The organism is Campylobacter sp. 2457A, from assembly GCF_020135895.1.
Taxonomy (GTDB): Bacteria; Campylobacterota; Campylobacteria; order Campylobacterales; family Campylobacteraceae; genus Campylobacter_D; species Campylobacter_D taeniopygiae.
Genome location: NZ_JACHTO010000038.1, coordinates 1 through 5,983, shown reverse-complemented (window position 1 = coordinate 5,983; position 5,983 = coordinate 1). Strand labels below are relative to the sequence as shown.

Genomic DNA, 5,983 nt, shown 5'->3' with positions numbered 1-5,983 from the left:
TGGAAAATTATAACGATTAATAGCAGAGATTCTAGGATCAAGCTTAGCATCTAAAATATGTCTTTTATAAAAGTCTTCTAATTGTTCAGGGGTAGAATAACAAGGTGCATTAGGATAACCTTGAGGAGGAGTTAAGGCTGCTAGTTTGGCATCGAGTATTAAACTATAATCAAATAATCTAGCATCTTCTTCACTTCTACTATCACGGATTTCAGAAGCATAATTCATTCTACCACCCCATCTATAATCATTAGTTCGTTTATCAAATGTAATTCTACTCTCTGAAGTAGAATCTATATCTCTTGGATCTTTTATATTGCCTTCTTTAACTTCATCATAAATGCCACTTATAGCATAACCTGGGCCATCATAAGCAAATTGATATCGATTTATATCAATAATCCAATCCACTCCTATTAATTCATCTAAAAAAGGAAGCATACCAAATTTATCATAAGGAGGATGTTTGGCAAAGTTTTTTAACATTTGTTCTCTTAAAGGATTAGTATGTCCTCCACCTGCCAAAGCCACAGAAGAAGAATAAGTAGTGAGTTGATGCTCTAAAGAAGGTTGATGTCCTAACTGTGCTGCTAAAAATACCGCTTGATAAGCTCTAGTAGTATATCCTGTTTTCCATAAGCCTCCTCCACCTTTTGCAAAACCCAATCTATCTCCTAATATCCCAGCAGCTAATTCCCACTCACTCATAGATAAATATCCATCACTTACATGTGCCAACCCCCTATTAGCTTCTACCTCCATATAGAGTTCTTTATAGTCTTTATTGATTAAATTTCCTTTTTCATCTACATTGCAATAGGCATCATAAGGTATATCTATAACTGTAGATCTTATTCCACTTCTTATGATTAAATATTTATATTTTTCTCTTTTAGTTTTTAGTGAATTATAATAAGCTTTTTCTGCTTTAGTCCAAGGAGCAATAGCTCCTTTAACAGGATCTTTTAAATAAATCTTTTGCCAATCTTTAAATTCAAGCAAAGTAGATCTCTTTCCTGTGTGAAATTCAGGATCTAAGTATTGAGGTTTATAATCGATATAAGGAGAAGTTCTTAAAATTTTATCACCTTCAAAAAGAGCTTTGGAATGCTGTTCAATGTATTTACCAGTTTGAAGGGGATCATCTCTCTTATCAAATAATATTTTATTTGTATCCTTTTCCACATCCATTATTGATCCATCAGGTGTATAAATTTCATAAGTTTCTTTATTCATTTTTCATCCTTTCTAACCTATACATAAACCATTTTTCATAATGATAGTGGTGGCTAATCTGCCTATCATTTTTGGCGGTTTTTCTTTGTTAATAGTTTGATTTGTATTGGATTGATTAAAATTGAGATCTCTAATTTGTTTTTGATTTTTTATTTCTGTTTTCTCAATCCCTACATATAATGCTTTAATATTATTTTGCCCAATAGTATCCAAAGCTCTTAAAAATTTCCTATGCTTTAGAGGATCAATTTTATTATTTTTTGAATTAATATTAAATATACCTTCATTGATATCTTCTAAATAATCCATACAAACATGATAAGCATCTATAGGGTTTAAAGAGTTATCGCTTAGACCATTATCACAACTTTTTTTATATTTATCATATAAATCTTGTCTTTGTTTATCTATATCGAGTTCATTTAATTTATCATTATAGGTTTGAGTATTATTTTTTTGATTAGTATTAGCATATTTTGAGTTCTTAAAATCTTCTTTATCATGTTTTAATTTCAAAAGTCTTGGTTTAACTGCTAAATCATGCATATAAGAGTAATTATTAAAAAAATCTATATCCTCTATAATCTTAAAACTATTCTTAGATCTTAACTCATCTAAACATAAATAAGCTAAAAGTTTATTTAAAAGGTAGGTTCTTACTTTTTGCGTACTTAAATCTTTACGATAGGTAAATAAAGACTCTTTCTCGCCCAGACCGCCTGTTTGAAGCTTTCCACCTACAAACATAGAAGTAAAATTAAAAGAAATAAAAGTATTATTAATGATCATAGGGTAAGAAATAAATCCTTCTTGGGTTTTTGTCGTTTTTTTCATTAAAACATAAGGAGGGTTATATTTATCTGTAAATTTTAAAAATTGTAATTTTTCATACTCTTTTTTACTTTTTTCATATTGGGTTACCCATAATTGATCAATAAAATCCAGTATAACAGCTTGAGGTAAATTTATAAAAGATTGCTTTACAATACGTTGAATTGTTTTTAAGGTAAAACTGAATTTATATCTTAAAATTTCTTTTTTACTTATATTTGTTATATCCTTAAAACCTTTTAAATTTTTAAAAGCAGAATTATTGCTTAACATAATAGCTTCATATTTGTTTTTATTAGCTTGTGCATAGCAAAGCTCCATTAAAGCTACTTTGTTTAATTTTTTTAATCTTTGGTTAAATTCTTTCAAGCTTGTCATTTTAATTTTTTTTATTTGAACATCTGATTTAGTCATTAAAAATAATAAGTAACTTATGCCGATGTTTTCATAAAGAGCCTTTTGCATATTATAGGTTAAAAAACTAAGAATGGTTTTGCTAAGTCGTTTGACAAATTTAAAATTATCGTCTCTTAAAAAATCCGCAAAGGGAAAAAATTTATCTACAAAAACATCCATTACAGTCACTATGGTTTTTTGGGGATTGTAAGAAACTTTGCTTATACGATCTTGTTCTATATTTTTTATCAAAGTATCCAACTCATCATTGGTTTGGAGGTTAAGATTTTTTTCTTTTACAATCAATGCTTCTAACTGATCTAAGTTATATTTTATTGTTTCATCTTGTGAGGTATTATCGTTTTGGTTTTCTTTTAGATAAAGCAAAAATTTTTCATTATCCTCATCATTAACTTCACTATTTTCATTTTGCTCTAAACAATCTGCAAACTCTTCTATGCAAAAAATTTTCCCTGCATCCAGCTTAGTTTTTTGTTGTTTTGAGAAACATAAAGGTATAGGTTTATGTTCATCAAGAGTTAAAAAGACATTTATAGGAAGTATATCGATCTTTTCTTTTTCTATTTGTATACTTTCATAATCTTGAAAAATCCACCAAGCTTTATAATCGGTTTTAACAAAAGAATAAAAATGTTTTATTACATAATAGGTTAAGGTGAGTAAGATTACATCTGTAATACTAAAATTTTTCTTATCTACTTGTCTTAAATAACTTGATCCCGTCTGGTAATTGTAGTATCTTTCTTTGGTCTGAATAATACTATTGATATAGTTTTGCAAATAAGCAATACTTTCTTGAAAATACTGTTTTTGTTTTTTTAAAAAATTTTCCTTATTATTTGATTGGAAAAAAAATGATTGTAAATAGTTATAATTATATATTTTATCAATATTATTGGGATCTTTTATAAAATCATCATAAATTGGAATATTCCATATATTTTTAAAAAGTTCCATTCTTTCATCTTTTACATCTTTAAAATTCTGATAAGTTTGATAACTCAATTTTACAAATGGGCTTAAAGAGAGTATGAAAGCATCATTTTTATTGTCCGCAATATCAATTTTATATTTACTATAATTTATAGTTACATTATAGTCTTTAGGTTCTTGTATTAATTTTGTATATTGGTTTTCATCTTTTATCGTATCAGGATAATTGATTTTATTTCCAAAAATTTCTTCTATAATTTGCTTGCTTAATTTTGCATTATATTTTGTTGGAGAATTAGTAATGATTAAAAAATTTTTTGCATAAAAAGACTCGCTTTCTTTGTTCTTTAAATTTTTTATCATTTGAGCTAATGTAATGGAATTAAAATAAGGACTTTCTATATAACTCAATCTATTTTGATCTAAAAGCATCTGTTCTTGGAGTTTTGTTTTTATCTTTTTATGATTAAAAAAACCTAATTCTTCATTTTTATTTTGAAAAATAAGGGTTTGATTTAAATCTTTAAAACCATCTTTATTAGCTATAAGACATAAAGCTAAATCCTGTTTATGATAGGCTGTTAAAGGAAGACTTGTAGTGCCAAATCCTGAAAAATCAAAAAGAATTTCATCATCTATAACAAGTGCGTAATAGAAAATTTTATTTTCAAAAATAGTAAAAATAGAACTAATATCGTCTATAAGAAGTTTTATGATAGCATTATAAATAATATAAGAATATTTATTTTTACTCCATTTTGAAATATTTTGATAGGCTCGCCATGATTCAAAAGCAATATCACTAGCAGTCAATAAAAAATTTGCTTTTGCAAATAAACTTTTTAACTCAAAAATATTGACAATATTAAGAAAAGCTTCTAATATTTTCTTGTACGCAAATGAATAGCCTTCTGCATAAATATCTTTGATATTTTGTATTAATTCAGAAAATACCATTTCTATATGCTGATTGATTTTATAATCATTTAATTTTTGATATTCATCAAGTGAGTTTAATTTTTTGAGTAAGGGAATTTTTAAATTTTCATTGATGCAGGTAATTAAAAAATCTACTCCTTCGTTTTGTTTTTTTATTATTTCAGAAATAGCTTGTGAAATAGTTTGATTTTCAGTTTTTCCTAGAGCCTTTAAAAAATTTTCTAAAATAATTGTTGTATCGCATAGTGAATGAGTTATTGTAAAATTTGGAATTTTATTATCTAAATTATCAGAGTTAAGAAATCTTTTATAAGAATAATCATAAACTTGAATTTTTACACCTTTATATGCAAAATTTACAAGGGTATCATATAAATATTTATCTAGATTAAAATCTTGCAGATGCCTAGCAAGTTCATAATCCGTTTCCGCCATATTAGATATTCTTTTTTCTGAAAAATTATTACAATATAAAGTTATACATTTAGCGTTTTTACAATAACGTTCTATAAGTCCTTTAAGCTCTTTGTAATTATATATATAAGTGCAAGTAAATCGTTTATTATTCATTATTTTACCTTAAAATGAAGTGTTATTAAAATTTGCCATTATTAATTTGACATAAATTTTCACCTATTAATCCCTCCAATCCATCTTATAATATTACCTTTATCATCAATTTCTACTTCCAAATCTTTATATTTATTGTAAAGCTTAGGGGCTAAAATTTCATTAAAGTATTTTATGCCTTTTTTTGTCTTTGTTACCCATATATTATACCCACTCCAATATCTTGGCATATCCCAAGAAGTAGTGGAAAACATTGTGCTATAAACTTTTTCTCCTTTTTTAAGTTTGGGTAGAGTATTTGCTGTGTATTCTTTATCTTTGTAGATTAAAATATCTTCTTCATCTTCTTTTAAAAATGCATTAGTATAAAAAAAATTATCTTTAAAATAAATCCAAGCTTGATATTTATCTTCTTTATAGTAAGATAAATTAGTAGGATAGTCTGTCCTTGTATATTTATCTTCTGATCTTGAATCAATCCCAAAATCTATATATCCTGCTAAGAATAGTTGTCCTATGATGCCTACATATTCGCTATTATAATTTGGTTTGATGGAATTTTTTAAGTTTTCATCTTCTGTGAAAAACAAAGGGCAATATATATCATTAAATTCACATGCATCCCAAAAAATTGATCCTAAAAAATGATCTTCAAAGTATTCTAAAATATCTGTTTTATTAAGGTTTGGAATTTGTAGAAATAGCTTTATCTCTGATTTCTCATCAAAATCAGGAAAAAATGAACCATATTTATGAATTACTTTACCAATCGCCATTTTCTTTTGCCTTATTGTGAATTACATTATTTGGCTTTTTTCGACCTATATCAATTGCAGAACCACCTGAACTAGATGTTTTTCTTAATCTAAGAACGGTTCCATCATCTAATTTTCTCATTTTTATTCCATTTTTTGCGTCTTCTAATACCTCCGCCCCCTCTGTTATATCTTGCCATATTTCTTTTATATGCTTATTATCTTCGGCCATATAAACATTCTTATTTTTATAAAATTGTTTATAACCCATGTTATTTAACTCATCAGAAGTCTTAAGCTTA

General features: G+C 26.5%; 3 protein-coding genes and 1 pseudogene. All 4 read right to left on the bottom strand.

Going from position 1 to position 5,983, the window contains the following annotated elements:
- Positions 1-1,236, bottom strand: a 1,236-nt coding sequence (locus tag H2280_RS07900; protein WP_337216188.1) for a hypothetical protein, incomplete at its 3' end; no start/stop codon positions are given.
- 12 nt (positions 1,237-1,248) lie between these two features.
- Positions 1,249-4,926 carry a hypothetical protein gene (locus H2280_RS07895; protein ID WP_337216187.1) on the bottom strand — a complete coding sequence of 1,226 codons (3,678 nt, stop codon included), beginning with the start codon at positions 4,924-4,926 and terminating at the stop codon, positions 1,249-1,251.
- Between the two features lie 59 nt (positions 4,927-4,985).
- Positions 4,986-5,702, bottom strand: coding sequence for a hypothetical protein (locus tag H2280_RS07890; RefSeq protein WP_337216186.1), 717 nt, complete (start codon positions 5,700-5,702; stop codon positions 4,986-4,988).
- A pseudogene (locus tag H2280_RS07885) lies at positions 5,689-5,983 on the bottom strand (hypothetical protein); the annotation flags it as partial. The gene H2280_RS07890 and the pseudogene H2280_RS07885, both read right to left, overlap by 14 nt.